General features: G+C 59.5%; 26 protein-coding genes and 4 tRNA genes. 19 read left to right on the top strand and 11 right to left on the bottom strand.

The window, feature by feature from the left end; all coding sequences use genetic code 11:
* Positions 1-13 precede the first annotated feature (13 nt).
* The 6 genes from hemL (at position 14) to ccsB (ending at position 6,333) form a co-directional block, all read left to right on the top strand.
* Entirely contained in the window at positions 14-1,342 is a 1,329-nt protein-coding gene (gene hemL / locus Q0M74_RS02020; RefSeq protein ID WP_293951290.1) for a glutamate-1-semialdehyde 2,1-aminomutase, read from the top strand.
* Between the two features lie 26 nt (positions 1,343-1,368).
* Positions 1,369-1,977, top strand: a complete 609-nt coding sequence (locus tag Q0M74_RS02015) for a histidine phosphatase family protein (RefSeq protein WP_293951288.1) — start codon at positions 1,369-1,371, stop codon at positions 1,975-1,977.
* A 6-nt stretch (positions 1,978-1,983) separates the two neighbouring features.
* Positions 1,984-2,607: a TlpA disulfide reductase family protein gene (locus Q0M74_RS02010; protein WP_293951286.1), complete on the top strand. Its 624-nt coding sequence runs from the start codon at positions 1,984-1,986 to the stop codon at positions 2,605-2,607.
* A complete protein-coding gene (locus Q0M74_RS02005) occupies positions 2,608-3,414 on the top strand; it encodes a cytochrome c biogenesis CcdA family protein (protein ID WP_293951285.1) in 807 nt (268 codons plus the stop codon).
* A gap of 109 nt (positions 3,415-3,523) precedes the next feature.
* On the top strand, positions 3,524-5,158 hold the full coding sequence (locus Q0M74_RS02000) for a cytochrome c biogenesis protein ResB (protein WP_293951283.1): 1,635 nt from the start codon (positions 3,524-3,526) through the stop codon (positions 5,156-5,158).
* Positions 5,159-5,298: 140 nt separating this feature from the next.
* Positions 5,299-6,333 carry a c-type cytochrome biogenesis protein CcsB gene (gene ccsB, locus Q0M74_RS01995; protein WP_293951281.1) on the top strand — a complete coding sequence of 345 codons (1,035 nt, stop codon included), beginning with the start codon at positions 5,299-5,301 and terminating at the stop codon, positions 6,331-6,333.
* 59 nt (positions 6,334-6,392) lie between these two features.
* Here the strand turns inward: ccsB and Q0M74_RS01990 are convergent, their stop codons facing one another.
* Together Q0M74_RS01990 and Q0M74_RS01985 are read right to left on the bottom strand one after the other, a co-directional pair.
* Positions 6,393-6,788 carry a helix-turn-helix transcriptional regulator gene (locus Q0M74_RS01990; RefSeq protein WP_293951279.1) on the bottom strand — a complete coding sequence of 132 codons (396 nt, stop codon included), beginning with the start codon at positions 6,786-6,788 and terminating at the stop codon, positions 6,393-6,395.
* Positions 6,789-6,867: 79 nt separating this feature from the next.
* The gene (locus Q0M74_RS01985; RefSeq protein ID WP_293951277.1) at positions 6,868-7,191 is read right to left on the bottom strand and encodes a hypothetical protein; all 324 of its coding nucleotides are present in this window, start codon (positions 7,189-7,191) and stop codon (positions 6,868-6,870) included.
* A 91-nt stretch (positions 7,192-7,282) separates the two neighbouring features.
* On the opposite strand from Q0M74_RS01985, the gene Q0M74_RS01980 reads away from it, so the two are divergent.
* On the top strand, positions 7,283-7,612 hold the full coding sequence (locus Q0M74_RS01980) for a DUF4229 domain-containing protein (RefSeq protein ID WP_293951276.1): 330 nt from the start codon (positions 7,283-7,285) through the stop codon (positions 7,610-7,612).
* Positions 7,613-7,684: 72 nt separating this feature from the next.
* Here Q0M74_RS01980 and Q0M74_RS01975 read toward each other — a convergent pair whose 3' ends face one another.
* Positions 7,685-8,584, bottom strand: a complete 900-nt coding sequence (locus tag Q0M74_RS01975) for a 1,4-dihydroxy-2-naphthoate polyprenyltransferase (RefSeq protein WP_293951274.1) — start codon at positions 8,582-8,584, stop codon at positions 7,685-7,687.
* 203 nt (positions 8,585-8,787) lie between these two features.
* Here Q0M74_RS01975 and Q0M74_RS01970 point away from each other — a divergent pair, with 203 nt between their 5' ends.
* A complete protein-coding gene (locus tag Q0M74_RS01970; protein ID WP_293951316.1) occupies positions 8,788-9,654 on the top strand; it encodes a glycosyltransferase in 867 nt (288 codons plus the stop codon).
* On the opposite strand, the gene menE is transcribed toward Q0M74_RS01970, so the two are convergent.
* The 7 genes from menE to Q0M74_RS01935 form a co-directional block, all read right to left on the bottom strand.
* On the bottom strand, positions 9,651-10,781 hold the full coding sequence (menE, locus tag Q0M74_RS01965; protein WP_293951271.1) for an o-succinylbenzoate--CoA ligase: 1,131 nt from the start codon (positions 10,779-10,781) through the stop codon (positions 9,651-9,653). The two genes, Q0M74_RS01970 and menE, sit on opposite strands and share 4 nt — an antisense overlap.
* A 76-nt stretch (positions 10,782-10,857) precedes the next feature.
* Positions 10,858-11,301: a DoxX family protein gene (locus Q0M74_RS01960; protein WP_293951269.1), complete on the bottom strand. Its 444-nt coding sequence runs from the start codon at positions 11,299-11,301 to the stop codon at positions 10,858-10,860.
* Positions 11,302-11,358: 57 nt separating this feature from the next.
* Positions 11,359-11,673, bottom strand: a complete 315-nt coding sequence (locus tag Q0M74_RS01955; protein ID WP_293951267.1) for a DUF3349 domain-containing protein — start codon at positions 11,671-11,673, stop codon at positions 11,359-11,361.
* A gap of 98 nt (positions 11,674-11,771) precedes the next feature.
* A complete protein-coding gene (locus Q0M74_RS01950; RefSeq protein ID WP_293951265.1) occupies positions 11,772-12,059 on the bottom strand; it encodes a hypothetical protein in 288 nt (95 codons plus the stop codon).
* Complete coding sequence (locus tag Q0M74_RS01945) at positions 12,060-13,319, bottom strand: inorganic phosphate transporter (protein ID WP_293951263.1); 1,260 nt, start codon at positions 13,317-13,319, stop codon at positions 12,060-12,062.
* 570 nt (positions 13,320-13,889) lie between these two features.
* Complete coding sequence (locus Q0M74_RS01940) at positions 13,890-14,849, bottom strand: 1,4-dihydroxy-2-naphthoyl-CoA synthase (RefSeq protein WP_293951261.1); 960 nt, start codon at positions 14,847-14,849, stop codon at positions 13,890-13,892.
* A gap of 78 nt (positions 14,850-14,927) precedes the next feature.
* On the bottom strand, positions 14,928-15,209 hold the full coding sequence (locus Q0M74_RS01935; protein WP_293951258.1) for a 4a-hydroxytetrahydrobiopterin dehydratase: 282 nt from the start codon (positions 15,207-15,209) through the stop codon (positions 14,928-14,930).
* 159 nt (positions 15,210-15,368) lie between these two features.
* Between Q0M74_RS01935 and Q0M74_RS01930 the strand changes: the two genes are divergently transcribed.
* The 5 genes from Q0M74_RS01930 (at position 15,369) to Q0M74_RS01910 (ending at position 20,576) form a co-directional block, all read left to right on the top strand.
* Positions 15,369-16,385 carry an o-succinylbenzoate synthase gene (locus Q0M74_RS01930; RefSeq protein WP_293951314.1) on the top strand — a complete coding sequence of 339 codons (1,017 nt, stop codon included), beginning with the start codon at positions 15,369-15,371 and terminating at the stop codon, positions 16,383-16,385.
* A gap of 10 nt (positions 16,386-16,395) precedes the next feature.
* Positions 16,396-18,027: a 2-succinyl-5-enolpyruvyl-6-hydroxy-3-cyclohexene-1-carboxylic-acid synthase gene (gene menD, locus Q0M74_RS01925; RefSeq protein WP_293951256.1), complete on the top strand. Its 1,632-nt coding sequence runs from the start codon at positions 16,396-16,398 to the stop codon at positions 18,025-18,027.
* Complete coding sequence (locus Q0M74_RS01920; RefSeq protein WP_293951254.1) at positions 18,028-18,462, top strand: DUF3592 domain-containing protein; 435 nt, start codon at positions 18,028-18,030, stop codon at positions 18,460-18,462.
* 157 nt (positions 18,463-18,619) lie between these two features.
* Positions 18,620-19,849, top strand: a complete 1,230-nt coding sequence (locus Q0M74_RS01915; protein WP_293951252.1) for a glycosyltransferase family 1 protein — start codon at positions 18,620-18,622, stop codon at positions 19,847-19,849.
* A gap of 37 nt (positions 19,850-19,886) precedes the next feature.
* A complete protein-coding gene (locus Q0M74_RS01910) occupies positions 19,887-20,576 on the top strand; it encodes a demethylmenaquinone methyltransferase (RefSeq protein ID WP_293951250.1) in 690 nt (229 codons plus the stop codon).
* A gap of 52 nt (positions 20,577-20,628) precedes the next feature.
* On the opposite strand, the gene Q0M74_RS01905 is transcribed toward Q0M74_RS01910, so the two are convergent.
* Positions 20,629-21,924, bottom strand: a complete 1,296-nt coding sequence (locus Q0M74_RS01905) for a geranylgeranyl reductase family protein (protein ID WP_293951248.1) — start codon at positions 21,922-21,924, stop codon at positions 20,629-20,631.
* Positions 21,925-22,076: 152 nt separating this feature from the next.
* On the opposite strand from Q0M74_RS01905, the gene Q0M74_RS01900 reads away from it, so the two are divergent.
* The 6 genes from Q0M74_RS01900 to secE all read left to right on the top strand — a co-directional run bounded on the left by Q0M74_RS01900 (position 22,077) and on the right by secE (position 24,650).
* Positions 22,077-23,129, top strand: coding sequence for a polyprenyl synthetase family protein (locus Q0M74_RS01900; protein WP_293951246.1), 1,053 nt, complete (start codon positions 22,077-22,079; stop codon positions 23,127-23,129).
* A gap of 77 nt (positions 23,130-23,206) precedes the next feature.
* Positions 23,207-23,289, top strand: a tRNA-Tyr gene (locus tag Q0M74_RS01895).
* A 564-nt stretch (positions 23,290-23,853) separates the two neighbouring features.
* A tRNA-Thr gene (locus tag Q0M74_RS01890) sits at positions 23,854-23,926 on the top strand.
* A gap of 55 nt (positions 23,927-23,981) precedes the next feature.
* A tRNA-Met gene (locus tag Q0M74_RS01885) sits at positions 23,982-24,053 on the top strand.
* 171 nt (positions 24,054-24,224) lie between these two features.
* Positions 24,225-24,297, top strand: a tRNA-Trp gene (locus Q0M74_RS01880).
* A 26-nt stretch (positions 24,298-24,323) separates the two neighbouring features.
* Positions 24,324-24,650 (top strand): preprotein translocase subunit SecE, encoded by a 327-nt coding sequence (secE, locus tag Q0M74_RS01875; RefSeq protein WP_293951244.1) that lies wholly within the window; start codon positions 24,324-24,326, stop codon positions 24,648-24,650.
* Positions 24,651-24,847 lie beyond the last annotated feature (197 nt).

Raw genomic sequence — 24,847 nt, 5'->3', positions numbered from 1 at the left:
TTGAATCAATACAATGGTCGATATGTCTGCTTCCCTGTCGGGTACTTCCGCTAATGTCTCCCGTTCCGCCGAGTGGTTTGAAAAGGCCAGGCTCTCCACCCCAGGTGGTGTGAACTCCCCGGTCCGAGCCTTCGGTTCCGTCGGTGGCCAGGCCCGTTTCATTGCCAAGGCGTACGGTTCCACCCTGGTGGATGTGGATGGCAACGAATATGTGGACCTGGTCTGCTCCTGGGGCCCGATGCTCATGGGACATGCTCACCCGGCAGTTCTAGAAGCAGTGCAGAAGACCATGGTTGATGGCTTCTCCTTTGGCGCACCGACCATCGGTGAGGTTGAGCTGGCACAGGACATCATCAAGCGGACCTCGGTAGAAGAGGTCCGCCTGGTCAACTCCGGTACCGAGGCCACCATGTCTGCGGTCCGCCTGGCCCGTGGCTACACCCAGCGTTCCAAGATCCTGAAGTTTGACGGTTGCTACCACGGTCATGTGGACTCGCTCCTGGCTGCTGCCGGATCCGGTGTGGCCACCTTCGCACTGCCTGATTCTCCCGGCATCACCGGTGCGCAGACCCGCGACACCATTGTTGTCCCGTACAACGACATCGAAGCGGTCCGCAATGCCTTTGCCGAATTCCCCGGCCAGATCGCCTGTATCATCACTGAGGCCGCAGCCGGCAACATGGGCACCGTGGCACCGAAGGACAACTTCAATGACAAGCTGCTCGCCATCGCCCACGCTGATGGTGCACTGCTCATCCTCGATGAGGTCATGACCGGTTTCCGCACCTCCTACAGTGGTTGGTATGGCGTGGACAAGGTCGCTGCTGACCTGGTCACCTTCGGCAAGGTTGTCTCCGGTGGTCTGCCAGCGGCAGCCTTCGGCGGCAAGGCAGAGATCATGAACATGCTGGCCCCACAGGGGCCGGTCTACCAGGCCGGCACGCTCTCCGGTAACCCGGTGGCCGTGGCGGCCGGTCGGGCGTCGTTAAGCGCTGCCGATGAAAGCATCTATCACACCATCGACGCCAACGCTGATCGCCTGCACACCCTGATCTCCCAGGCCCTGGAGCGCGAAGGCGTGGCACACCACATCCAGCGCGCCTCCAACATGTTGTCCATCCGTTTCGCCGAAGGTGCGGGCTATAACTTCAGCGATATGAAGGAGGCCGACACCTTCCGTTTCGCGCCGTTCTTCCACTCCCTGCTGGACAACGGTGTCTATGCACCGCCGAGTGTGTTTGAAACCTGGTTTGTCTCCTCCGCTCTGACGGACGATGATTTCCAGAAGATCGAAAACGCACTGGTCCCAGCAGCACGGGCAGCAGCCGCTGCCACCGCATAACTTTCTCCCTCAACTCTGAAGGTGTCATGAGCTCCACGATTGTCCACCTCGTCCGACACGGCGAGGTACACAACCCCGAGAAGATTCTCTACGGTCACATCCCCGGCTACCACCTGTCCGAACGCGGACGTCAGCAGGCCGCGGTCACCGCGGCCTCCTTCGCCGACCACGATGTCACCTATCTCGCGGCGTCCCCACTGCAGCGCGTGCAGGAAACCTCCGAACCCTTCGCCGAGGTCACCGGCCTGAAGGTACAGACCGACCAGGACCTGCTGGAAGCCGGCAACCGCTTCGAGGGACTGCGCACCAAGGGCTGGCGTTCCCAGCTGTGGAACCCGGTGCGTTGGCAGCTCATGCTCAACCCACTCCAGCCGAGCTGGGGCGAACACTACGTGGACATTGAAGCCCGCGTGATGAAGGCCGTGGAACGCGCACGCGCAGCAGCAGAGGGCCATGAGGCGATCCTGGTCAGCCACCAGCTGCCGATCGTCTGCATCCAGCGCAGTGCCCGCGCTCAGCGCCTCTGGCACAACCCGGCTGTGCGCCAGTGCGATCTGGCTTCAGTTACCTCATTGGTGTTCCAGGATGACAAGATCGTGGACGTACACTACAACGAACCTGCACAGGAGATCTGATCAATCGTGCGCGCCACGAAATTTGCAGCAACCATCGGAACCGTCATTCTCGCAGCCGCCACACTGGTGGCCTGCGGAACAGACGACATCGCGGGCACTGATGCCGTGGCCGTGGGCGGAACCTTCCAGTTCCACTCACCCGGTGGGCAGATGGACATCCTCTACGAAGAGGATGAACGTCAACCCCTCAACCAGGTCAGTGGTGACTCCCTCATGGAGGAAGGTACCGAGATCAACCTCTCTGACTACGAAGGCCAGGTTGTTGTGCTCAACGCCTGGGGCCAGTGGTGCGCACCATGTCGTTCCGAATCCGATGATCTTCAGATCATCCACGAGGAACTGCAGACCGCCGGCAACGGCGATGCTCCGGGCGGAACCGTGCTGGGCATCAACGTCCGTGACTACTCCCGGGAAATCGCCCAGGACTTCACCGAGGACAACGGCCTGACCTTCCCGAGCATCTATGACCCACCCTTCATGAGTGCCGCTCAGCTTGGTGGTGTGCCGGCATCGGTCATCCCCACCACGATTGTCCTGGACAAGCAGCACCGTCCCGCTGCGGTCTTCCTCCGTGAGATCACCTCGGATGAGATCCTCGATGTCGCCCTGCCCCTGGTTGAAGAGGCCTAGATGAATGAGATGATTCTGGCTCAGAGCATCGGTGAGCAATTTGCTGATGTTGTGGGAACCGGACCACTGTTCCTCGGTATCCTCGCAGCCCTCGCGGCAGGGCTGGTGTCTTTTGCCAGTCCCTGCGTGGTTCCCCTTGTCCCCGGTTATATCTCCTATCTGGCAGGTGTGGTCGGTGGGGAAGTGGAATACGGCTCCGGTGGCACCAAGGTGAAAACCAAACGCCTCCAGGTGGGTACTGCCGCACTGTTGTTCATCCTCGGATTCACCGTGGTGTTTGTGCTGGCCACCGTCACCGTTTTCGGGGCGATCAGCATGCTCACCCTGAATGCAGAAACCCTCATGCGTGCCGGTGGTGTGGTCACCATCATCATGGGTGTGGTGTTCATGGGCTTCATCCCCGGCATGCAACGCGATACCCGCATGGCACCAAAACGCTGGACCACCTGGCTGGGGGCACCACTGCTGGGTGGTGTCTTCGCGCTCGGTTGGACACCCTGTCTGGGGCCCACCCTGGCGGCGATCATCTCCGTATCCGCCGGTACTGAAGGCATGACAGCGCTGCGTGGGGTCATCCTCATCATCGGCTACTGCCTGGGCCTGGGCCTGCCTTTCCTGCTCATCGCCTTAGGTTCCACCAAGGCCTTGACTGGTGTGGAATGGCTGCGCACCCACTCCCGCAAGATCCAGATCTTCGGCGGTGTCATGCTCATCCTCGTGGGCGTGGCCCTGATGTCCGGCTCCTGGGCGATCTTCATCAACTGGGTCCGTCAGTGGACCGTGGAATACGGCGCCACCCTGATCTAAGAGGCTGCCCCCGAGGTCCTTCTCAGGGATCACATCTGTTGAGCCATGAGCCACCAGCACTACCGCATCTACACACGTGAAAAACATAGGAAGAGAACCGGCAACGACAATGCTTAAAACCGTGAAGGTCTACGCAAAGAAGTCATGGCACTGGCTGACGAGTATGCGTACGGCGCTGGCACTGTTGTTCCTCCTTGCCATCGCCGCGATCCCGGGTGCACTACTACCGCAGCGTTCACTCAATGAATCCAATGTCATTGAGTACATCCAGAACAACGGCAAACTAGCCGAGTTCTATGACAAACTGCAGCTTTTCGATGTCTTCTCCTCCAGCTGGTTCACCGCCATCTACATGCTGCTGCTGATCTCGCTGGCGGGTTGTATCCTGCCGCGCTCCTGGGAGCACTACAAGGCGATGCGGGCACCGGTGGTCCGCGCACCACGTAACCTGGCTCGCCTGCAGCACCACGGCGAAGGTGTGGTGAACAAGCCCGTTGAAGAACTACAGAAGGACACATACCGCCTGCTCAAGGGTTGGAAGTCCAGTTCCTTCACCCCGGAGGAAGACCGTGCCGGTGCGTACTCCATCTCCGCGGAGAAGGGCTACCTGCGTGAATTCTTCAACCTGGTGTTCCACCTCGGCATCGTCGGCATGATCCTGACTGCCGGTCTGGGCAGGATCTTCTACTACGAGGGCCATGTCATCGTGGTCACCGACGGTGAGCAGCATTCACAGAACTCCACGTTCTGTAATACCGCCACCGCCAACTTCGACTCCTTCCGGGCTGGTGCGAACTTCGATGGCACCGGGTTGACCACCTTCTGCTTTGAAGCACATGACTTCAGCGCCGACTACCTGCCCAACGGACAGGCGGAGATGTTCCGTTCCAATATCTCCTATGCCATCGGTGATGAGATCTTCAACGATCCGGAAACCTGGACCGACTATGAGCTGCGTGTGAACCACCCGCTGCGCATCGAAGGGGACCGCGTCTACCTGCAGGGCCACGGCTTTGCACCGACTTTCACTGTCACCTGGCCCAATGGTGAAACCCGCACGCAGACCGTGCAGTGGCGCCCGGATGATCCGACCTTCTTCCTGTCTTCTGGCGTGATGCGTTTTGATCCACCGGCAGGTGTCTTCCCGGATCTCTACGAACGCCGTCAGAACCAGCTGGCCATCCAGGGCCTGTTCGCACCGACTGCCGCTTGGGAAGGGGAGAACAATGAACTGCTCACCTCCTCCTATCCGGCCATGCGTGACCCGGCGGTAGCCATTGACATCTACCGCGGTGACAACGGCCTGGACACCGGGGTGGGACAGAACCTGTTCAGCCTGGACCCCTCCCTGATGCACAGTGGCCAGCTGCAGAAGATTGAACGCGTCAACCTCCAGGTAGGCGACACCGTGACGCTTGACGACGGCACCGAGGTCTCCTTCGACGGTGCCTCCGAGTTTGCGAACTACCAGATCAGTAAGGACCCCCTCCAGGTGTGGGTCCTGGTGACCACCGCGATTTCGCTGGCCTCACTGGTGGGCTCCCTGGCCATCCGCCGTCGTCGTGTGTGGGTGCGTTTCTACCCGCAGGATGACGGCAGCACCCGCGTGGAAACCGGTGGCCTGGCACGTACCGACCGTGCAGGTTGGGGCTCCGAATACGAGGAGATCCACCGCAAACTGCTCGGCCTGGAAGAAGTCGACGATGAAGACGAGGTCTACTTCGACGATGAGGACCGTGACTAGCCTCACCGCATTTTCACCTACCTGAACAGGTAGTTCACAGTTTCTCACCACTCCCGCCTGAACATTAGTTTCCCTTGGTTCAAGCGGGTAGGGTGTCAATAAAATCACAAGTATTTCAATGAATAGGGTGGATTAATCCCATGCCGGTTAACCAGACGTATGCGACATTCTCGGATACTGCATTCGGAACCGCCTTCATCATCTACGCCTTGGCACTGATTCTGTCCCTGGTGTACTACGTGCGCATCCAGGGTGTCATCGATGCCCGCCGTGAGGCCACACGCGTCAAGCAGCTGGTCAACGCCGGTGGCGTCGGCTCAGCTGATGACCTTGATGATGAACACCACGATCTGCCGGGTGCAGATGACATCAACGACGGCTTGATCAAGGACGAGGAACTGGCCGCACGTGAAGCCAGCTCCCACAAACTGGCCAACATGACGCAGTCCCTGGTGTGGCTCGGTGTCATCGTGCACCTGGTCTCCATCGTGCTGCGTTCCCTCTCGGCCAGCCGTTTCCCCTTCGGCAACCTCTACGAGTACATCCTCGTGGTCACCTTCTGTGTCATGCTGGCAGCCGCCTTCGTGCTGCAGCGCCCACAGTTCCGCGTGATGTGGCCCTGGGTGATCACCCCGATGATCGCGCTGCTCTTCTATGGCGGCACCGCACTCTACTCCGACTCAGCACCGGTTGTTCCGGCACTGCAGTCCTTCTGGTTCCCGATCCACGTCTCCACCGTCTCCATCGGTGCGTCGATCGGCATGGTTTCCGGTATCGCCTCCATCCTCTACCTGCTGCGCATGTGGCAGCCCAAGGGCCGTGAGAAGGGCTTCTTCGGTTCGGTGGTCAAACCACTGCCATCGGCTAAGACCCTGGATAACCTGGCCTACAAGACCGCCATCTGGACCCTGCCACTGTTTGGCCTGGGTGTGGTGCTCGGTGCCATCTGGGCAGAAGCAGCTTGGGGTCGTTTCTGGGGTTGGGACCCGAAGGAAACCGTCTCCTTCATCACCTGGATCTTGTATGCCGGTTACCTGCATGCCCGCGCGACTGTGGGTTGGCGTGACTCCAAGGCCGCATGGATCAACATCCTGGCCCTGGCCACCATGATCTTCAACCTCTTCTTCATCAACATGGTCGTCTCCGGTCTGCACTCCTACGCGGGCCTGAACTAGACAAACAAAAATGATCCCCCTGGACGACTTCTCCAAGTCCAGGGGGATCATTTTCGTCCTTAGGCCCTTGTCGAGGCCGTGTCCTCGCTGGGCAGGGTGTGCGCGAAGATCTGGTTCACGGTATCCATGCTGTCCTCATGGATGGAGTAGAAGGCCCATTTGCCCTGCTGCTCCCGAGTAACCAGATCCGCTGCCAACAACTTCTTCATGTGGTGTGTCACCGTGGGCGCGGAGATATCCAGTGACTGTGACAGGACATTGGAGGTGATGGGACGAGTTCCCTGGGCTGCGATCATATAGAGAATCGTGAGCCGGGTGGGATCTGCCAGAGCCTTGAAGAAACAACTGACCTGCTCAGTGTGCTGGAGGAGCTCCTGTGAAAGACACTCCACCGGGTGAGCCTCCTCGGACTGTGGGATCTGAGCGGGTTGAGACAGTGTGCGAACAGACATCATAGCAACACTATAGAGGTATGCCTCACCTAAGTTAACCTCGGGGTGGGTTTTTCAGGGAAGCCTAAACTGCGTAGCTTTCTTAGGGTTGTTCAGGAGTGTCCCCAGCTGTGCCGCTGTCTGGAGTGCCTGAATCGCCGTTTTCCGGGGTCTCATACCGCTCCCGGGCACGTTTCATCCGCTCTTCCTCCTCTTCGCGGGCAGCCTCCTGGGCACGGCGTTCCTTGAAGCGGTTCTTCTCAATGGTCCAGAGAAAATCCTCATCATCATCAGGCCCCTTGACCTGCTTCGGTGCTGCCTCAGCCCTTATCTGCTGTTGATTGCGCTTCCAGGTTGATGGTTTGAACGCCATCCACAGCAGGACCACTGCCGCAATGATGAGCAGAAAAATAAGAAGCCTTCCCACTGTTGTCCTCCTTTAAAATGTCTTTCTCCCAACAATACGTAAAACTGCTGTTAAAACCGTATTCGATGATTCGCTATTTGTTTGAGTAGGGTTGATATTTGTGAGTGAGTCCATCAGTAACCAGCCCCCAGTGCTCGACCAGGCGGTCCAGCGCTCCGCCCGTAAGAACGTCATCATCTACGCAGCGGCACGCATCCTGCTCTTCATCGTCCTCACCGCCATCATCCATGGCATCGCCCTGCTGATCAGCTCCCCAGTGCCCCTGTTGATCTCTGCGATGCTGGCATTGATTGTGGCGTTCCCCTTGTCGATGCTGGTGTTTGATAATCTCCGGCTCAATGCCACCTCTGCGGTAGCGCAGTGGGATGCCCAGCGCAAGGCCCATAAGCAATGGGTCCAGAACGAACTGGCAGACCGCTGAACCAAGGCAGGAAAAAGGGCTGTGGAGGGGAGAGCATCTCCCACCCGCAGCCCTTTAGCTTTGTGACTGATCTCAGCCCAGGAAAGCCAGTGCGAAGGCGCTCAGCAGCGCCCAGATCGCCATGGCACGACCGGTGGCACCGATGACCGGAATCAGCTCCCTGCCCACCGCGCCCTTCAGAATGGGGCGCGCACCCAGAACCACCAGGGGCAGGGCGATGAGCCCCAGGAGAGCAGGGAGAGTGGTGAAGGAGATGACCACCGACATGACAAAGGGCATGGACACCAACAGTAGATAAACCCGGCGAGCCCCAGGGTCACCCAGGCGGACCGCCAGGGTGATCTTGCCGGTCTCAGTATCAGTGGGGATGTCACGGATGTTATTGGCCAGGTTCACACCGGCTGAGATGGAACCCACACCCACGGCCACAGCCAGTCCCATCCAGCTGATGGCACCACGCTGGGTGAATTCAGTACCCAGCACCGCCACCAGGCCGAAGAAGACGAAGACCGCCACCTCGCCCAGTCCCATGTAACCATAGGGTTTGGAGCCACCGGTGTAGAACCAGGCGCCCAGGATGCAGATGACACCGATGGCGACCAGCCACCAGGCGCTGGTGATGCTCAGTGCCAGTCCTGCGATACCGGCGATGCCGAAACTGATGAAGGCGGCTTTTTTCACTTCACCGGGTTGGGCCAGTCCGGAACCCGTCAGACGCAGGGGGCCGGTGCGGTCCTCATCAGTGCCGCGGATGCCATCGGAGTAGTCATTGGCGTAGTTCACACCGATGATCAGGGCCCAGGCCACCACCAGGGCGAGCAGGGCCTTCCACCACAGGAAACCGCCGTGGAAAGCTGCGACACCAGAAGCCACGATCACGGGGGCGAAGGCGTTGGCCCAGGTGCGGGGGCGGGCACCTTCCAGCCAGTGGGCTGCGGTGGCGGAGGACTCATGGGGAACGGTCGAAGACATGTAGTCATCTTCCCCCATGGCCCATGAATGGTCGAAATATGTCGTGGTTTTCACCCCGTGAGCGTGGGAAACCCGTGGAAAAACTCAGGGCGTGATGGGTGTCGCAGCCTTCGTTCCAGTCTGAAAACCTGCTTAAAGGCTATTGTGTTCTGGGTAAGGAAGTAGACGTTGCTATGGAGTCAGGCGGAGGTGGAGGGAAACGCATGTGGATCGGTTATGTGGTCAGGCAGGTGGCGAATATCTTCCTGACCCTGTTGCGTATGCTTCCCCTCGCGGTGCTGAACAGGGTCTCCAAGAGCAGGATCCCGGCGGAGGGTGAGGTTGTTGTCTCCCTCACCACCCATGGAAAACGCATCAACCAGGTGCATTTCACCATCGAATCGGTGGCGCGCGGCCATGAGAAGGCCCCCATCGTGTTGTGGCTGGATGAGGATGATTTCCATGCGCAGTGGCCGGATACGGTTCACCGCCTGGTCAGACGTGGTCTCCAGGTCAGGTGCAGCGATGGTTCCTACGGGCCCCACACCAAGTACTGGAGCCAGTTCCGTGAGCTGCAGGGCACCGGCGTGCGGGTGGCCACTGTCGATGATGACATGATCTATCCAGAGTGGTTCCTCCAGCGACTCCACTTCATCGGAGATCTACGTAATGACGCCGTGGTGGCCTACCGTGCCCACCGCATTGAGCTTCGCGACGGCAAGATGCTCCCCTATATCAAGTGGACTGCGACCGATACCTCCGAGGCATCCTTCCTGCACTTTGCCACCGGGGTCTCCGGTGTTTTATATCCCACGACCTTCATCGACTACGTGGTGGAGCAAGGTGATGTCTTCCTGGAAAGCTGTAAGCGTGCCGACGATGTGTGGTTGCATGTCTGTGCCCTGCGTTCCGGCCACCCGATCCGCCAGGTATATGCCCAGCCCCGACACTTCGCGGTTGTCCCCACCACCCAGGTCGGCGCACTCGTGGTGGGCAACACGCTCATGGGTGGCAATGATGAACAGATCTCCAAGGTCTACAGGGATGAGGATATCGCCCGGCTGGTGGAGATCAGTCAGTCAGAGGATTAGAACAAGGCCGTGACAGCCCGGCGGTCAACCTTGCCGGGGCCGATCATGGGCAGTGCCTCCACGTGCTTGAGCTGCTTGGGCAGTTGCCAGCGTGGTAGATCCGACAGTCCACGGATGACCTCAGAAGGGGAGAGGGTGCCGGAATACGCTGCGACGATGGCCTGTCCCAGACGCTGATCCGGCACACCGAGCACGCAGGCACCTTCAATGCCCTCGAGGTCTGTGATGGCTTTTTCCAGCACCTCGGGGTGCAGCTTCAGCCCACCGGAGTCGATGATGGAATCCATGCGCCCCATGATGGTGAGGTGGTCGTCGACAAACTCTCCGATGTCGGAGGTGCGGAACCAGCCTGGCTCGGAAAAATCCTCGTGCCGGGGTGAGTTGCGGTAACCGCGCGCGATCATGGGACCACCCAGTTCCACGCGTGAATCCCGGATGCGGACCTTGGCACCCGGGATGGCGACACCGTCATAGATGCAGCCACCGGAGGTCTCAGAGGATCCGTAGGTGGTGATCACGGTGATGCCGAGTTCCCGGGCGGCATCCAGGGTGGGGCGTGAGGTCGGGGCTCCACCGACGAGAATGGCATCAAATAGGCGCAGGGCATCGATGCCTTCCAGGGAATCCATGGCTTTGATTAACTGCAAGGGTGTCAGCGAGGTGTACACCCGGTCGCCGGTGGTTTTTAGCTCTTCTGCCGCGGTGGCGAAATCTGGGACCTGGAAGCCTTCGCTGAGGTCGAGGGCAAGTGGCTCCACGCCGGCGATGAGCGCCCGGATCAGGACCTGCATGCCAGCGATGTGGTGCGCGGGCATGGCAAGCAACCACTGGCCCTCCCCACCCAGGTATTGATGTGTGGCATCGGCGGAGCTGACTAGATTACCCGGTGTCAGCTGTGCACCCTTGGGGGTTCCTGTGGACCCGGAAGTGGCCATGACCAGTGCGATCTCTGTATCAATCGGCTGGCCGGCCTTCTGGGAGTCCCGCAGCTGCTGCGCACGGGGGCGGTCCTTGGCGGGGATGGGGAGGAAGGAGCGCCTGCCTGCGATGGCATCCTCGAGGTCGCCCAGAATCGCCACGGGGTTGGCGGGGTCAACGGGCAACGGTTCGAGAATGCGATAGCTCATGGAAAGAGAGTCTAGTGGGAAAAGGCGATGACACCGATATCAACTGATACCGGTGTCGTCGTGGGGTGGTGGAGCCTTATGCGGTGATGAGCTGCTTCTCATCTGCAGCGGTGGTGGACTTGTTGCGTGCGATCAGTGCATCGATGCTCCAGGCTCCGGCGCCGATGGCGAACAGTGCCAGCATGCCTGCGCCGATGGCGCCGACCAGTTCCCAGCCACCATTGGCGGCGTAGATGCCGAAGCTGGCGTGCGCGAAGACAGCGGCACCGAGCATGACCACAGCGATGATGACGGCGACCACGCGGGTGAAGGCACCGAGCAGGATCATGATGCCGCCGATGAGCTCAATGACGCCCACAGCAGGTGCTGCGAGGCTGGCTGCCGGGATTCCGAGGGAATCGAAGTAACCGGTGATACCTTCCAGGCCGGTGATCTGGAATTTGTCCCAGCCGTGGGCGATGAGGATGACGCCGAAGAGGACACGGGAGAGAAGCAGGGCAATTTCTTTGATTGTTGACATGGGCAACAAAGCTACGCGGGATTAGTTTCCATGTCAACTACTGGGCGTGTGCTGTGGTTATGGGGTGCGCGTGGGGAAACCCTCCGTGTTCAAGCGCTCCTGGATGCGTGTGATGTCTTCCTCCTCCGGCGGTTGACTGTGCACACGGGTGATCAGCTCACCGATCTGCTCACGCGTAATCGGTTTGGCCCGCAATGTGGTGGCTTCCCCCTCCTCGATGATCAGCTCTACCAGCTCATTGAGATCCTGCTCAGTAAGCTCCCGTTCCAGAACGTAGAACAGGGCGAAAGTGTCATGGTTGGGGATTCCAGAGGGGTAACCCTGGCGCAACCAGTTCAGGGCACGGGACGCAATATTTGGTCGATCATTCATAAGGTTCATTTTAGATGCCAAAAAGCCCTGGTTCGGGCGACTGTGCAGAAGTCGACCCGTTACCAGGGCTGAAAGGGGTGAGTTGATAGGTGGAGGGCTTAGACCTCGGTGCCGAAGATGTCCCAGCCGGAGTACTGGAAGATCGTGGATTTGGTGACCCACAGGATGCCCGCCATGACGGCGATGAAGATGATGCCGAAGCAGATCGCAGCCGCAGCCTTGCCCAATGGGCCGGCATGGTGTGACACCGTGCCATCGGCAGTGACAGCGGAAGGGCCATGGGCCATGCGGATTCCTACGGCAAACAATGCTGGCAGACCGGCGCCGAGAAGGATGCCCACCAGCGTGACATCAACCAGACTTCCGAAAAGGTTGGAGAAGTTCATTTACTTAGTCTCCTCGGTGTTGGTGGCAGGCAGGGTTGTTTCAGTGGTGTTTGCAGGTGCGTCAGCGCTTGGCTCCTGTTTCTGGGTAGGAACAACACCATTGGACTCCTCATCCCAGTCCTCGTTGACGTTGGAGGGGTCAACCGGATCCTTGCGGGAGTACCGCCACATGTAGAAGGACAGTCCGATCAGGATGGCGAAGGCTACGAGCACGCCGAGCAGGTCAGAGGTGAACATGCCGATACCGTGTGCGATCCACCAGCAGATGATGCCGACCAGTGCGGACATCGGGAGGGTGATCAGCCAGGCAAGACCCATGCGGCCGGCAACAGACCAGCGCACGGAGGCCCCCTTGCGGCCGATGCCGGTTCCCATGATGGAGCCCGTTGCCACGTGGGTGGTGGACAGCGCCATGCCGAAGTGGGAGGAAGTCAGGATGATCGCTGCGGAAGAGGTCTCTGCCGCCATGCCCTGAGGGGAATCGATCTCCACGAGTCCCTTGCCCAGGGTGCGGATGACACGCCATCCACCGAGGTAGGTGCCCACCGCGATGGCGATGGCACAGGTCGCCTTGACCCAGAAGGGGATATTGGCGTCGGTGCCGACATGGCCGGTGGCCACCAGGGCCAGGAAGATGACACCCATGGTCTTCTGGGCATCATTGGTTCCGTGGGCCAGTGACACCAGGGAAGCGGAGCCGATCTGACCCCAGCGGAAGTAACGGTTCTTGTCTTTCTCCGCAACGGTCTTGGTGATTGTGTACACGGCGAAGGTGCCGATGGCAGCAACCAGGCCGGCCACGACCGGGGCGGCCAGTGCAGGCAGGATCATCTTCGCCAGCACACCATCCCAGACCACGCCACCAAATCCCAGGGATGCGATGGCAGCACCGATGAGACCACCGAAAAGCGCATGGGAAGAACTGGAGGGGATGCCCAGCAGCCAGGTCAGCAGGTTCCAGAGGATTGCGCCGATCAGACCGGCGAAGACCACCAGGAGAAGTTGGTGGGAATCCCAGGGGTTGGAGAGGTCAAACTGGTCGAGGTCCACAATTCCCTTGGCCACGGTTGCAGCAACCTCAACAGAGAGGAATGCGCCAACGAGGTTGAGGACTGCGGAGAGGGTTACAGCCACCTTCGGCTTGAGGGCTCCGGTTGCGATGGACGTTGCCATGGCATTGCCGGTGTCGTGGAATCCATTTGTGAAATCGAAGGCCAGGGCCGTCACGATCACGATCAGCAAAATTATCAACTCGGTCACGACACAGAAGTATGCACCATCCCGGGCGTGTTCTAAGCATCAGAAAATGTCCCTGAGCTGGGAAAGCTTTGTTCAGGGGGTGGCTGCTAACCCCGTTTTCGGGGGAGTGGATGTACTGGGTATTTCATGATCGTTGGTCATGACCAAACTCTCACGTGCACTTTTGTCGGAATTCTGTGCGTGGAGTTCGCATTTTGACGTGGGAAGTATATGGGTTGAATAAAAGAACCAAACAGATGAATTCTTGGTTAACTCTTGTGTAATGGTGGGGAAAGTACCTATTCGAACGCTATTAGAGAGTTTTTCTTCGAGGATGCTCTCCACGGAAAATTCTGGTGTCAAAGGGTTTTAAGGTGTTGCGGATCAGAAATGAACTTCTCTACAGCCACCGGCGTGAATAAGTGTTCAAGCAGCACACCGGCATTACCCAATTCAGGAGGTGCGTCGAGAAATAACAACGCAGGCAGAGGGCAAGCGGCACAAAGGCAGCAAAAATCCCCCTCAGGCACCAACCCCCGGGGTGAATCACCACCACGGGAGAACGCCTGAAGGGGAAGGCTCCCACAACCCTTAGTAGTAGTAAGGGAACTCTGACCAGTCTGGATCACGCTTTTCCAAGAAGGAATCCTTGCCCTCCACGGCCTCATCAGTCATATAGGCCAGGCGGGTGGCCTCGCCGGCGAATACCTGCTGGCCCATGAGGCCGTCGTCGGTGAGGTTGAAGGCAAATTTGAGCATGCGCTGGGCGGTGGGGGACTTGCCGTTGATCTCCCGTGCCATCTGGATGGCTTCTTCTTCCAACTCTGCGTGATCAGCGACGATGTTGACGGCACCCATCTGCTGCATACGGTCGGCATCGTAGGTGCGGCCCAGGTGGAAGATTTCGCGGGCGAATTTCTGGCCGACCATCTTGGCCAGGTAGGCGGAACCATAACCGGCATCAAAAGATCCCACATCGGCGTCGGTCTGCTTGAAACGAGCTTCCTGGCGGGAGGCGATCGTCAGGTCGCACACCACATGCAGGGAATGTCCGCCACCGGCGGCCCAACCATTGACCACGGCGATGACAATCTTGGGCATGGTGCGGATGAGCCGCTGGACCTCCAGGATGTGCAGGCGACCACCCTCCACCTTGGCGCGCGCTGCGTCCACGGTGGAGGAATCAGCGGAAGCATCATCATCGATGTGTTCGGTGGCGTACTGATATCCGGAGCGGCCGCGGATGCGCTGATCGCCACCGGAACAGAATGCCCAACCGCCGTCTTTTGCGCTGGGGCCGTTGCCGGTGAGCAAGATGGTGCCCACATCTGGGGTGCGGCGGGCGTGATCGAGTGCCTGGTAGAGCTCATCCACGGTGTGGGGGCGGAAGGCATTGCGGACCTCGGGGCGGTCAAAGGCGATGCGGACGGTGCCATCGACGCGTGAGGTGCCCACGTGGCGGTGGTAGGTGATGTCGGTGAGGTTTTCAAAACCTGTGACGGTCTCCCACTGGGTCTCATCAAAGGGATTATCGGTGCTATAAGTGGTCATGGATACAGCTTAGGTGGGTGGTAGACGCACTGGCCTGCCCACCCACCCATGGTTGTGAGGTTGGAGTTGAGTTCGAGTTTAGGGGGACCTCTTGAAGCCGAGGCTTTCTGCGTGGCTGTTGATGATCTCCGCCAGGGCCAGGTCACGTTCGGTGATTTCACCGACATCGTGGCTGGTCAGGGAAACCTTGACGGTGTCGTAGCTCAGTTCGATGTCGGGGTGGTGGTTATTGGCTTCAGCAGAGGCACCGATCAGGTTGACGAACTTCAGGCCGGTGGCGAAGTCGCCGGTGGTGTAGAGGGCGTTGATGCTCTTGCCAACAGTGCTCCAACCAAGCTTGGCCTTGTGAATCTGCTGCATATTCACTTTGTCCTTAGGGGTGTTCATGCTTCCCCATCGTGCCTTCCACCTTCCTGGAAAGCACCTCAGAAGGATTAATATGGCCAAATTGTTATGAATCTCCCCGGGAGCAGCCATAGGTGGCATAGTGCCCACCGCCCCCTAGGCTGTACTTCCATGATGAGTCTTCCCACTGTTGATGAAATCCTCGAACGCGCCCATGTGGTGTCGCTGCCCATGAATGTGAAGTTCCGTGGGGTCACCACCCGTGAGGCTCTGCTGATCGACGGCCCGGCCGGTTGGGGCGAGTTCGCACCCTTCCTGGAATATGACGCCGTGGAATCAAGCTCCTGGTTGGTGGCCGGCCTGGAGGCGGCATGGCAGGGTTTTCCGGAGCCCCTGCGCACCCACGTGGAGGTCAACGCCACCATCCCGGCGGTGCCGGCACATGAGGTGGCGCAGGTCTTGGAGAAATTCCCCGGTTGTCGGACCATCAAGGTCAAGGTGGCAGAAAAGGGACAGACCCTGGCTGATGACATCGCACGTGTGAATGCTGTCCGCGAGGCCCGTCCGGGTGCGGTGATCCGCGTGGATGCCAATACCGGCTGGTCAGTGCAGGAAGCCCTGGAAGCAGCCCAACAGCTGGGAGCCCTGGACTATCTGGAGCAGCCCTGCGCCACGGTGGAGGAACTCGCAGAAGTCCGGGCCAACCTGCAGCGCCGGGGTATTTTCGCCCGGGTGGCTGCTGATGAGTCGATCCGTCGTTCCGATGACCCTTATCGGGTGGCAGAGCTACGCGCAGCAGATGTCGCGGTGGTCAAGGTCGCACCGCTGGGTGGAGTGCAGCGCGTGCTCGAGGTGGCACAGCACCTGCGGGCACGCACCATGGACATCACGGTGGCCAGTGCGCTGGACACGGTGGTGGGAATGAACGCCGGGCTGGCCGCGGTGGCAGCACTGCCCAAACTTGATGACGACGACCTCCTCGACGTCCCACCTGCTGCCGCTGGTCTTGCTACCTCCCAGTTCTTCATCGAAGACGTGGCCACCCCCCACACAATCGTTGACGGCTTCATGGAGACCACGGTGATCACCCCGGAGAGCGACCGCCTGGACACCCTCGCCGCCTCAGCCGACAGGCGGGACTGGTGGTTTGACAGGCTGCGTGAATCCTATTCTGTCCTGAACGCAAACTAGACTGTCGGGCATGTCCGTTACGCCTGCCCAAGAACTTGCCCGCGAAGTCATCAACTCCCTCAAACCACATATCACTGATGTGGTGTTGTGCCCCGGTTCCCGGAACTCACCATTATCCCTTGAGGTGCTCTCCCGTGATGATCTGCGCGTGCATGTGCGTATCGACGAACGCAGCGCCGCCTTCTTAGCCCTGGGCCTTGCCCGCACCCAGCGCCGCCCGGTACCGGTGATTATGACCTCCGGTACCGCCGTGTCCAACTGCCTTCCAGCAGTCACCGAAGCAGCCCATGGGCACATCCCGCTCATCGTGCTGTCCGCTGACCGCCCGGCACACCTGATCGGCACCGGTGCCAGCCAGACCATTGATCAGCACAACATCTTTGGCACACTCGCCCGGAGCGTCTCCATCACCACCACCGATGATGTGGCCCGCATCACGGAAGCACTGACCACAGGGGCCTCGCAGAGCCCCCACCACATCAACGTGGCACTGGATATGCCACTGCTGGGCCCCGAACTACCCGAACGCCACGGACATCACGCCCCGGTGCAGTGGGAACACCGCTGGATCGACCACGGTGAAGTCACCGTGGACCTGTCCCAGAACACCCTGGTCATCGCCGGTGATGAAGCCTGGGACATTGAAGCCCTGGCGGATGTCCCCACCATCGCCGAACCCACCGCCCCCGTGGCTTACCACCCGGTGCACCCCCTGGCCGCAGAAGTCCTGATCAAGGAGCAGGTCTCCGCAGAAGGCTATGTGGTCAACACTCGACCCGAGCAGGTGATCGTGATCGGCCACCCCACCCTGCACCGCGGTGTGCTCAAACTGATGACCGATCCCGACATCACGCTCACCGTCCTGTCACGCACTGAGGTGATCACCGATCCCGGCCGCCACGCCGACCACGTGGGCACCCGCGTGAAAGTCACCGGCACCCAGCAGAAGCAATGGCTGAAGATCTGCGACGCCGCCTCCACCCTGGCAGCCGACGGCGTCCGCGAGGTCCTGGAAAAACCCGACCACGGCTTCACCGGCCTCCATGTCGCAGCAGCAGTCGCCGACACCCTGGGCACCGGCGACACCGTCTTCGCCGCAGCATCCAACCCGATCCGCGACCTGAGCATCACCGGCCTGCCCTTCGACGGTGTCGACGTCTTCTCACCACGCGGCACCGCCGGCATCGACGGCTCCGTAGCACAAGCCATCGGCACCGCCCTGGCCATCCAGTCCCGCCACCCCGATGAAATCCGCGCACCCCGCACCGTGGCACTCCTCGGCGACCTCGCCTTCCTCCACGACGCCAACGGCCTGCTCATCGGACCCGATGAACCACGCCCCGAAAACCTCACCATCGTGGTAGCCAACGATAATGGTGGCGGCATCTTCGAACTGCTGGAAACCGGCGCGCCGGGAGTACGCCCCGCCTTTGAACGCGCCTTCGGCACCCCACACGATGTGGAAATCTCGGACCTGTGTGCCGCCTACGGGGTGGAACACCGCGAGGTGGATAACCTGCAGGATCTCATCGTGGCACTGGTGGACACCACTGAGGTCTCCGGCTTCACCGTCATCGAAGCCCGCACCGTGCGTGACACCCGCCGTGAACTTCAGCGTGAGCTGACCTCCAAGGTCCGTTAAGTGGAGTGGGGAAGAATCAGACGCAGGGCCCGCCAGCTGGTGATCGTCCTGTACGTGGCCGCCATCCTGGGCTGTGCTGCCACTGTGATGGGCGCCTTTTTCAATGACCGCACCATCGAAGCCGACCGTGGCCGCGCACTGGCCCAGGTGACCAATGTGGGCAGCTACCGCACCACCGTGGACTTCCAGGATGAGGACGGTATCTTCCACTCACCGGCCACCGGTCTGCTTTATCCCACCGGCCTGGGTGAAGGCCAACGCGTCTGGGTCAACTACGCCAAATCAGAACCGGAACTGGTGAAGGTGGAGGGCCGCGAATGGACACTGTCGATCATCCCGGCGCTCAGTGTCGGGGCTGTCGCCACTGTCATCGCGGGACTATTATGGTTTGCAGTTGGACTGATTGGTAGGCGCTCCTTCACCAGGCGCGCATGATTTTTCCGATAGTGGTGTTTTCCCCGCGCACGGTTAGAGTGGCCGGTGCTGGTTAAGGGGGAATTCATCCCCTTTGGTAGAAGAATTAAACAAAGTTCTTGATAAAGCCATCCAGGGTTCACCGCCCGGATGGAACGATGTGGAGATAATAAAACGCATGCGTGTAGCAATCGTTGCAGAGTCTTTCCTTCCCAACGTCAACGGAGTCACCAACTCGGTACTCCGAGTTTTGGAATACCTGGCGGAGCACGGCCATGAGGCACTGGTCATCGCCCCCGGCGCGAGGGAATTTGAGGAGGAGATCGGCGAATACCTGGGTTTTGAAATCATCCGGGTACCCACCGTCCGTGTCCCTTTGATTGATTCCCTCCCCATCGGGGTGCCTCTCCCCTCAGTGACCAGTGTTCTACGTGAGTACAACCCCGATATCATCCACCTGGCCTCCCCGTTTGTTCTCGGCGGTGCTGCAGCATTTGCGGCCCGTCAGTTGCGTATCCCCGCGATTGCGATCTATCAGACTGATGTGGCGGGTTTCTCCCAGCGTTATCACCTGGCTCCTCTGGCTGCGGCCAGCTGGGAGTGGATCCGCACGGTGCACAACACCTGTCAGCGCACCCTGGCGCCGTCGTCGATGAGCATTGATGAGTTGCGTGATCATGGCATCAATGACATCTTCCACTGGGCCCGTGGTGTGGATTCGGTTCGTTTCCACCCCTCTAAGCGTTGTGAGGTACTGCGTCGTTCCTGGGATGTCACCGGTGAGAAGAAGATGGTGGGTTTTGTGGGGCGTCTCGCCTCCGAGAAGGGTGTGGAGCGTCTGATCAGCCTGTCCGGGCTGGAGGATATCCAGTTGGTCATTGTCGGTGATGGTCCCGAAGCCAAGTATCTGCAGCAGATGATGCCGGATGCCGTGTTCACCGGGGCACTCGGTGGTGAGGAACTGGCACGCACCTATGCCTCTCTGGATCTGTTTGTACATCCCGGTGAGTTTGAAACTTTCTGCCAGGCCATCCAGGAGGCGCAGGCCTCCGGTGTGCCCACCATCGGCCCCCGTGCTGGTGGTCCGATTGACCTTATCGACGAAGGCGTCAACGGCCTTTTGCTGGATGTCGTGGGATTCCGTGAGAACCTGCCTGCAGCGGCTCGCTGGATCCTCGATGACACCCGCCATGACACCATGCGCCTGGCGGCACGCGAGGGTGTGAAGGACAAGACCTGGGAGGCACTGTGCGAACAGCTCTTTCAGCACTACACCGATGTGGTGGCACTTTCGCGTCGCATCCCACTGACCTTCTTCGGCCCCAACGCTGAAGTTGCTCGCCTACCGCAGTGGATGGCACGCATGCTGGGTGTGCGTAGCGATTCTCTCATCCGTGTTGAGGCATAACACCGGGGTTTGAGGATGGTGGCCTAGACTATTCACCGTGGCTAAGGCATCTCTGGACAAGGACCCCTTCGACGTAGCATCAATGTTTGATGACGTCGGAGACAAATACGACCTCACCAACACGGTGCTGTCCTTCGGGCAGGATCGCGTCTGGCGCCGACGCACCCGTGAAAGGCTCAACCTGCAGCCAGGCGAGAAGGTCCTGGACCTGGCCGCGGGAACGGCTGTATCCACCGAAGAACTGGCAAAATCCGGTGCCTGGTGCGTGGCCTGTGACTTCTCCCAGGGCATGCTGGCGGCAGGTAAGAACAGAGACGTTCCCAAGGTGGTCGGCGATGGCATGCAACTGCCCTTTGCTGACAACACCTTCGACGCGGTGACCATCTCCTATGGCCTGCGCAACATCCATGACTTCCGCGCAGGACTCCGGGAAATGGCACGCGTGACCAAACCCGGCGGACGTCTGACCGTGGCGGAGTTCTCCACCCCGGTGATCCCGGTGTTTGGCACCCTGTACAAGGAATACCTCATGCGTTTGCTGCCGAATGTGGCACGCGTGGTCTCCTCCAACCCGGATGCCTACATCTATCTGGCGGAATCCATCCGTGCCTGGCCTGATCAGGAACAGTTGGCCCAGGAGATCAACGCCAATGGATGGTCTGATTGTGGTTGGCAGAACCTCACTTTCGGCATCGTGGCCATGCATTCAGCCATCAAACCGCTGTAGAAGCGCATAAGAAGACCCCGGCAGTTTTGAACTGCCGGGGTCTTCTGTCTGATTAGACGGTGGAGCTCCACAGGGGGGAGCCCCGGCGGGCTGCGGCAACGGTGCTGCCGGCCAGACGCCAACCACGGGCCAGGATGTCCTTGTCCTCCGCGGTGATGAGATTGCCCATCAGGCGTGCTGCAGCCGGCATGGCGGCCTTCTGCAACGGTCCACGGAAGGCCAGTGGTCCCATCATCGGCAGGAAGGTGGGGTAGGTGAGCAGGCGTGCTGCGGTGCGTGCCAGCATGAACGCCTCCCCATAATGAGTTTTGAGGATGTGTGGCCACAGCAGGGTGAGATCCCGCTGTGGGTGGGCAGCGATCAGATCGACGGCAAGCTCTGCGGTTTCCAGGCCATAGTCGATGCCCTCACCATTGAGGGGGTTCACACACGCTGCGGAATCACCGATGAGCATCCAGTTGGGGCCGGCCACATTGGACACGGCACCACCCATGGGTAGCAGCGCAGAGGCCACCTGCTCCTCTGTGCCCAACTGCCATTCCTCACGGCGCTGGGAGGCATAGAAACTCAACAGCTTCTTGGTGTTGACCTTAGCCGGGCGCTGATCAGTAGATAGTGCACCACAGCCTAAGTTCACGGTCCCATCACCCAAGGGAAAGATCCAGCCATAACCTGGCTGCACAGTCCCATCAGCGTCACGCAGTTCCAGATGAGAATGGATCCACGGTTCATCAGAGATGGGGGAGGAGCAGTAGGAGCGTGCCGCAATGCCATAGACCTCACCGCGGTGCCAGATCCGGCCCAGCTTCTTACCGAAGGTGGAGCGCACACCATCAGCCACAATCACATGCTTGGCCTGCACAGTGCGCAGCTGTCCCTGGTGGTTGACCTCCACAGCACTCAGGCGGGAACCGATGAACACCGGAGCTTCAGCAGTGGCATTCTCCCAGGTGGTGACTTCTGCATGAGACTGCGCGAACTCAAAGAGCAGGTTGTCAAAACCCGCACGTGTCATGGCAGAGCCCTGTGTGCCAAAGACAGAATCCGGCCACGGAGCCTCTACTGATCCACCGAAGCCATGCAGCTTCAAACCCTTGTTGGCATAGGAGGACGTGATCTGTTCACCCAGGCCCAACTTATTGAGCTGGTGGATGGCCCGCGGGGTCAGTCCATCACCGCAGGTTTTATCGCGGGGGAAGGAGGAGGCGTCGATAAGCAGCGTTGACAACCCCTGCCTGGCTGCATACGCAGCCGCAGCTGAACCAGAGGGACCACCGCCGATAACCAGGACATCGCAGGCGTGAGAGGATGAGTGAGAAACACCGGAAGTAACAGACACGCGTTCCATTGTCGCAGGGGACAGCAGCCGAAAGCCACCCCAGGATGCTTCAAGTGCCCGCTGTGGACTACGGTTAAACGGAAAGCTTTAACGTCCAGTTTATGGTTTCCCCGTGGCCCAAACCCGAGGAATCCACTCCCGATCACCAAAGGTAGCGATGAATGAGTAGCGGCCGAACCGTTCCAACCCGTTCCCACGGGCTCGGAAAAGAAGGTGCGTCAAACAATGGCGCAACTCAGGTCGAGTTTGGTGATCCAGCGCTAACCGCACGGATCAATGACGCGATGCAGCAGGTGGAGGATCTCCTCACTGCCGAACTGTCCACCGGAGCAGACTTCCTGGTGGATAAAGTCATGCACCTCACCCGTGCCGGCGGAAAACGTTTTCGCCCCATGTTTGCGCTGTTGGCCTCCGAGTTCGGCCGCCACGCACTATCCGACAAAGTGGTGCAGGCGGCCGTGGTTGTCGAGATCACCCACCTGGCCACCCTCTATCACGATGACGTGATGGATGAAGCCACCATGCGCCGGGGAGTCCCCAGTGCCAATGCCCGCTGGGACAACTCCGTGGCGATCCTCGCCGGTGACATCCTGCTGGCACATGCCTCCAGGCTCATGAGCCAGCTGGGCGTGGACACTGTCGCGCACTTCGCCGAGACCTTCGGCGAGCTGGTCACCGGCCAGATGCGGGAAACTGTCGGCCCCCGCGACGGGGACCCCATCGAGCACTACATGGAGGTCATCCGCGAAAAGACCGGTGTTCTCATCGCCTCTGCGGGCTACCTCGGTTCCCTGCATGCTGATGCCGATCCGGAACACGTGGATGCACTGAAGAAATTCGGTGCCGCCGTGGGCATGATCTTCCAGATCGTCGATGACATCATCGACATCTTCTCCGACACCGATGAATCTGGTAAAACCCCGGGCACAGATCTCCGTGAAGGTGTCTTCACCCTCCCGGTCCTCTACGCCATGCGTGAAGAAACCGAGGTCGGCGCAGAACTACGTGAGATCCTCACCGGCCCCATCACCGACGATGACACCGTCAACCATGTGCTTGGTTTGCTGGCCAAATCCCAGGGCCGCCAGAAGGCGCTTGCCGACGTCCATCGCTACATGGACCTGGCCAACGCCGAACTGGATCGCCTCCCGGACAGCTCCGTCAAGGACGCCCTGCGTAACCTCGCGGTCTTCACCGTCCAGCGCGTAGGTTAAAACACCCCACATGACCAGGCGATTTGCATAATGGTCGCCCATTCATAGTAAAGTGTGAACCGCACCAAACAGTGCATGCCAGATTGTCCGAGCGGCCAATGGAAGCGGACTGTAAATCCGCCGGCTTATGCCTTCGTAGGTTCAAATCCTACATCTGGCACAATTGACACCCACCGAAATTATGTTTCGGTGGGTGTTTTGTGTTTCCCGGGATTCGGGGATGTGGGGTCTGATCCACTGTTGTGGGGGGTGCCTTCCCTGGGCCTTGAACCATCCCACTCCCACTTCCCCACGGAACGGCCGTGGAGGCGCTGCAAGGACGTGTAGGGGATAAAAGTGCTGCCTGAGGGGGGAACGTGCGTTGTAGGGGGTTCTGCGCGGGGATTTCAGATATGGGAGCAGGGCAGTGCTGAGGGTCCTTCTGGTGGGTGCCCGGACTGCTGATGGTTCAGAGGTGTGGGGGAGGGAGGAACTTCCCCGGGAATGGCAGTGGAGGCTCAGTTCTGGCGAGAATCCCGGTCTGGCGAGAATCCCGGGTTTCGGGCCGGTTTCCATGGCGTTGAGCGCCAATGAGCATCCAAGGGCGCTCAATGTGCTTTGGGGAGTGTGTAAAAACCTTCTTTAAGCTGCGGATTTGTGTTGTGTGAGCACTTCGGGTTAATCTTCTTAAGGCTTCAACGGAACGGGGCAAACAACATAGCCTCCAGTTCCCAGAGAAGTCGATGCCCCCTTAGCTCAGTCGGTAGAGCGTTTCCATGGTAAGGAAAAGGTCAACAGTTCGATTCTGTTAGGGGGCTCAATTGTTTTTCTCCTGCGGCACCCAACCGGTTCATCGTGGGGATGAGCAATAATGGCGGTGTAGCTCAGTGGTAGAGCAAGCGACTCATAATCGCTGTGTCGCGAGTTCAATTCTCGCCATCGCTACCGCGGAAGATCCTTAGGGGTATAACACCGCACACTGGTGTCAGTTCACTGACCCCGGTGCGGTGTTTTTTCGCACAAACCCGGATGTCATTAAAGAGTTCTTGGTCACGTTTCCAACGAGGCTTAAGTATTCTGGTATGGTTATCCCTGCTGCAGAGCACTGCAGTGTATAGGGGCGTAGCTCAATTGGCAGAGCAACGGTCTCCAAAACCGTAGGTTGCAGGTTCAAGTCCTGTCGCCCCTGCAAAGTTTTTCAACCTGAGGAGTGCCTTGAGCGACGATCAGAATAATGGCGTGAGTGGAACCTCACGTCCGACTGGTAAGCGTCAGCTATCAGGTGTTTCCACAGCTTCCTATGAGGCTAAGAAAGTAGCTGTTGCAACTCCTGCTGCTTCCGGTGAAGCCAAGTTTGGCGGCGGAGTTATATCTTTCCTTCCTGAGGTCGTCAGTGAAGTACGCAAGGTCATCTGGCCGACTGTACGTCAGATGGTTATTTACACCATCGTCGTGCTGGTTTTCCTGGTCATCCTCACAGCCCTGGTTTCCGGCGTGGACTTCGTCGCCGGACTCGGAGTTGAGAAGATTCTTACTCCATAGGTAAGATGAAACCATTAAGTTTTTAACATCCCGCTGGATCCGAGAGGAACCGGCGGGATGATTCTTTGTCCCCACCCCTTCTGCCACCTGACGGGTCGATGGATGTAAACGGATGATTCGGGCAGTAGCATGGATCAAAGAGGCACTAGCCAACGCACACATCCCCTCGGCGCCAATATCAGGCAGTGCGGGGCGAG

This window comes from uncultured Corynebacterium sp., from assembly GCF_945649885.1.
In the GTDB taxonomy this organism is placed as follows: domain Bacteria; phylum Actinomycetota; class Actinomycetes; order Mycobacteriales; family Mycobacteriaceae; genus Corynebacterium.
This window is presented reverse-complemented; position numbering and strand designations above follow the sequence as displayed.

What these genes read in the sequence shown, in the direction of transcription:
- hemL (WP_293951290.1), top strand. Translation starts at nt 14, where the DNA reads ATGGTCGATATGTCTGCTTCCCTGTCGGGTACTTCCGCTAATGTCTCC.
- Q0M74_RS02015 (WP_293951288.1), top strand. Translation starts at nt 1,369, where the DNA reads ATGAGCTCCACGATTGTCCACCTCGTCCGACACGGCGAGGTACACAAC.
- Q0M74_RS02005 (WP_293951285.1), top strand. Translation starts at nt 2,608, where the DNA reads ATGAATGAGATGATTCTGGCTCAGAGCATCGGTGAGCAATTTGCTGAT.
- Q0M74_RS02000 (WP_293951283.1), top strand. Translation starts at nt 3,524, where the DNA reads ATGCTTAAAACCGTGAAGGTCTACGCAAAGAAGTCATGGCACTGGCTG.
- ccsB (WP_293951281.1), top strand. Translation starts at nt 5,299, where the DNA reads ATGCCGGTTAACCAGACGTATGCGACATTCTCGGATACTGCATTCGGA.
- Q0M74_RS01990 (WP_293951279.1), bottom strand. Translation starts at nt 6,788, where the DNA reads ATGATGTCTGTTCGCACACTGTCTCAACCCGCTCAGATCCCACAGTCC.
- Q0M74_RS01975 (WP_293951274.1), bottom strand. Translation starts at nt 8,584, where the DNA reads ATGTCTTCGACCGTTCCCCATGAGTCCTCCGCCACCGCAGCCCACTGG.
- Q0M74_RS01970 (WP_293951316.1), top strand. Translation starts at nt 8,788, where the DNA reads ATGTGGATCGGTTATGTGGTCAGGCAGGTGGCGAATATCTTCCTGACC.
- menE (WP_293951271.1), bottom strand. Translation starts at nt 10,781, where the DNA reads ATGAGCTATCGCATTCTCGAACCGTTGCCCGTTGACCCCGCCAACCCC.
- Q0M74_RS01960 (WP_293951269.1), bottom strand. Translation starts at nt 11,301, where the DNA reads ATGTCAACAATCAAAGAAATTGCCCTGCTTCTCTCCCGTGTCCTCTTC.
- Q0M74_RS01955 (WP_293951267.1), bottom strand. Translation starts at nt 11,673, where the DNA reads ATGAATGATCGACCAAATATTGCGTCCCGTGCCCTGAACTGGTTGCGC.
- Q0M74_RS01950 (WP_293951265.1), bottom strand. Translation starts at nt 12,059, where the DNA reads ATGAACTTCTCCAACCTTTTCGGAAGTCTGGTTGATGTCACGCTGGTG.
- Q0M74_RS01940 (WP_293951261.1), bottom strand. Translation starts at nt 14,849, where the DNA reads ATGACCACTTATAGCACCGATAATCCCTTTGATGAGACCCAGTGGGAG.
- Q0M74_RS01935 (WP_293951258.1), bottom strand. Translation starts at nt 15,209, where the DNA reads ATGCAGCAGATTCACAAGGCCAAGCTTGGTTGGAGCACTGTTGGCAAG.
- Q0M74_RS01930 (WP_293951314.1), top strand. Translation starts at nt 15,369, where the DNA reads ATGAGTCTTCCCACTGTTGATGAAATCCTCGAACGCGCCCATGTGGTG.
- menD (WP_293951256.1), top strand. Translation starts at nt 16,396, where the DNA reads ATGTCCGTTACGCCTGCCCAAGAACTTGCCCGCGAAGTCATCAACTCC.
- Q0M74_RS01915 (WP_293951252.1), top strand. Translation starts at nt 18,620, where the DNA reads ATGCGTGTAGCAATCGTTGCAGAGTCTTTCCTTCCCAACGTCAACGGA.
- Q0M74_RS01905 (WP_293951248.1), bottom strand. Translation starts at nt 21,924, where the DNA reads ATGGAACGCGTGTCTGTTACTTCCGGTGTTTCTCACTCATCCTCTCAC.
- Q0M74_RS01900 (WP_293951246.1), top strand. Translation starts at nt 22,077, where the DNA reads ATGAGTAGCGGCCGAACCGTTCCAACCCGTTCCCACGGGCTCGGAAAA.